Raw genomic sequence first — 3275 nt, 5'->3', positions numbered from 1 at the left:
CCGGTCATCTCAAAATTGGTGTTAGTGTTAGACATATATTCAAGCCTATCTCTTATCTGGAGATACAGCTACTGTCTGGTGTTTCAGGGGGCTACATCAGAATTGGGGAAAAAGTTGTTTTGTTAACTGCTTATGTCGTCATTTGCAGGGCTATTAACTATAAGTAACTGTCCTGATGGTTGAATGTTGCATATGTGATCTTTTATTGACTTAGATCAATGCAATTGGTGTGGTCCCCACCTGGTGCGGATGTGTGCATTTGTACTGATAACTAACTGTAACAGTTACATTTTTTGTTACATGTCGGTGTGATGAAAAGTCCGAAAACTGACTTATAGGAAAAACATTTTAAGTAATGGAGTGGGCTTTATTTTAAAGATAATTAAGTGTTAAGAGTTGTCTGTCTAACTACCCATGGGTTTTGGCGAACAAAATCACGTACTCCACTTATACATGCGCTTGAGATGATGTCAAAATTCGGGTGATTTGATGAGACCATATTCCCGGTATTATCAAGAAGCATAATAGTACCCAAAGACCGAACCAGTTGATATTCATTAAACTTATGCTTTAGCATAGTTTGTAATCTATAAATTGTTTCACCTGAACTGTTACCTTCTATACCTACAACGGAAACAGTGCAGTTAAGTTCCGCACTATCAGATTGATTGTCGTACCAGAAATTATCGTTATAATTGGTTTTCTTTGCTAAGTCGAGTTTACCAGGCCATTTTACCCAAGCAGAAGAATTATTTTTTGACCGGAAGATTTGCTTCAACTGTTCTATTGGTGCGATCTGTTCAACAGACCATGAAGAATTAAATTCGTTAAGCAATAACTCTGGATCAATAACAGCAATAAAATCAAATTCCTCTTTAGTAATAGAGCTAGCTCGATCTTTAAGATAAAAAAGGCCCAGTTTATAACCCTTGTCACTTTTCCAGTTTGCCCCTACAGGCTGATAGTCTGTATTTATAAATGGCTTAAATGTGTGTGTATCAGGAGAAAAAATCACTGATGGTGCCAGAGTTCGCCCTCGGTTTCGGATTGGACTTACATAAATTTTTTCTCCATCACTTAACATTTCTATGATTGCTTTTGTCACAACTACTGAAATAGAAGGAACACATTTAGTTTGATTTTCGTGCCCGACATGCGACAACCTTCCATCCTCACTCTTCAGTACCTTTGCAAGGCAAGTCGGGCAATACTGTTGGTCTCTATCATGAACAGGCATAGCAAGACGACCGGAATCGTTAAGTACCAACTGAAGTAACGGATGATCCTCTTTCATCATGGTCATTTCTTCTCTTTCACCTTTCTGGGCTTTTCGTTTAACTGTCTCCATTGCCATGGAGGGACAGGGTTGGGGTCTGCCCATAACCCCTTTGCATCCTTGCGTGCTGCGGATTCATACTTGAGGTAGCTCGGGACAATGGCGTTATCTTCGAACCGATATACCCACGCATATCCGCTGTCCACCATAGAAGCGTTAATGTCATAACCATCTAACCAAATGGTCCCTAACATTCGGCCATAGATATCTACACCATGGTCGTTCACGGTAATGATTTTGGTTGCAATAGCTGTGGTTAAGGCCTGCTTTGCTTTTTGCCCAAAAGCTTGTTTGGATTCAGGAGCGTCTATACCATACATCCGTATTTTGATGGTTGTATTTTGAGCATCCAGCGCAGTTATGGTGTCACCGTCAACAATCTTAACCACCTTTGCCTCAAATGTTGTTGAGTTCCCCCAGGACGCCGCAGGGAATACAACGATCATGATTGGCAAAAGTAACTTTTTTAGATAACCCATCATTTCACCTGAATTTGTTGAGTGCAGACATGTATACACAAGGCAATTCACAGGCACTATTTTAACAAGTCATAAATTCCTGGACGGGCTAAAAACATATCATTTTGCAACTTAAAGCCAGAAAAATCACAATGAATTTAGAACCTGTACCAAAAAACAATCCAAATTAAGAGTGTTAATCTATCTCAAAGATATTATTCCTGAGAGAGTTTGGATGAAACGTAACACTCATGATCAAGAAAAAGACCTGAAAGATGTGGGTAAAGCTCCATCTTTGATCCACAAAACATTGTTAATAGCATCGACCATTTATGATCTTAAATATCTGGCTCAGGTTTTAAATGATGAAAATGGCAGTAATTGGTCCCGTGCCTCGCTTAAGCGTCAGGTTAAAGGAAAGCCTGAGCATTGTGAGCTGAGTATCACTGATGGACGTTATCTACAGTCTTTAATTCCTTCCCGACCTACTAATTACGAGGACAGGAAATTTAGCTTTATCGATTTGTTTGCAGGGATAGGTGGACTACGAAGCGGATTCGATGCCATCGGTGGAAAATGTCTTTTCACGAGTGAATGGAATACTTATTCCAGCCGTACTTACCGGGCGAACTGGTATTGCGATGAGAACGAGCACCGCTTCAATTCAGATATCCGTGACATCACGCTTAGCAACCGGCCCGAAGTTTCTGATGAAGAGGCATACAAGTTTATCGATACATCTATCCCGGATCATGATGTACTTCTTGCGGGGTTTCCGTGTCAGCCATTCAGCATTGCCGGTGTCAGTAAAAAGAACTCTTTGGGACGCAAACACGGTTTCGAGTGCGACACTCAGGGTACGCTCTTCTTTGATGTGGCCAGGATCATCCGGGCAAAACAACCGGCAATTTTTGTTCTGGAAAACGTTAAAAATCTGAAGAGTCACGATAAGGGTAATACTTTTAACATCATCATGAAAACGCTGGAAGAGCTTGGCTACGACGTCGCAAACAGCGAAAGCATGGGCGCGGATGATCCTAAAGTCATCGACGGCCGTCATTTCCGACCCCAGCACCGTGAGCGTATCGTCCTTATTGGTTTTCGCCGCGACCTGCGCCTGAAAGACGGTTTTTCTCTAAGAGACATTAAAGACTTTTATCCGGACAAGCGCCCTTCTCTCTCCGATTTACTGGAACCGACGGTAGATAGTAAATACATCCTCTCCCCTAAACTCTGGGAGTACTTATACAACTATGCAAAGAAACATGCAGCAAAAGGTAATGGTTTTGGTTTTGGGCTTGTAGATCCTTCCAATGTTAATAGTGTCACCAGAACCCTCTCAAGCCGCTATATGAAAGACGGATCTGAAATTCTTATTGATCGTAAGCGTGCAGTGAGAACCGTATTGACGAAGTGAAGCTGGTCAGGCAGGCAGAGTAACCCGCCACGGGAGCAGAGCACCCACCCGGTTCACAGGCCAG

Annotated in this window: 3 protein-coding genes; 1 reads left to right on the top strand and 2 read right to left on the bottom strand. The window is 42.0% G+C overall.

The window, feature by feature from the left end:
- Positions 1–382: 382 nt before the first annotated feature.
- On the bottom strand, positions 383–1297 hold the full coding sequence (locus ACMWLG_RS25515; protein ID WP_058687698.1) for a hypothetical protein: 915 nt from the start codon (positions 1295–1297) through the stop codon (positions 383–385).
- Between the two features lie 2 nt (positions 1298–1299).
- Positions 1300–1815, bottom strand: coding sequence for a thermonuclease family protein (locus tag ACMWLG_RS25510; protein WP_058687699.1), 516 nt, complete (start codon positions 1813–1815; stop codon positions 1300–1302).
- Positions 1816–2029: 214 nt separating this feature from the next.
- Between ACMWLG_RS25510 and dcm the strand changes: the two genes are divergently transcribed.
- Positions 2030–3211, top strand: coding sequence for a DNA (cytosine-5-)-methyltransferase (gene dcm, locus ACMWLG_RS25505; RefSeq protein ID WP_414763058.1), 1182 nt, complete (start codon positions 2030–2032; stop codon positions 3209–3211).
- The last annotated feature ends 64 nt before the right edge of the window (positions 3212–3275 follow it).

The organism is Enterobacter sp. 01-M-02-SI-ECC (assembly GCF_047530595.1).
GTDB classification, from domain to species: domain Bacteria; phylum Pseudomonadota; class Gammaproteobacteria; order Enterobacterales; family Enterobacteriaceae; genus Enterobacter; species Enterobacter cloacae_M.
The sequence above is the reverse complement of the archived record's forward strand: the minus strand, read 5'-3'. Positions and strand labels throughout refer to the sequence as shown.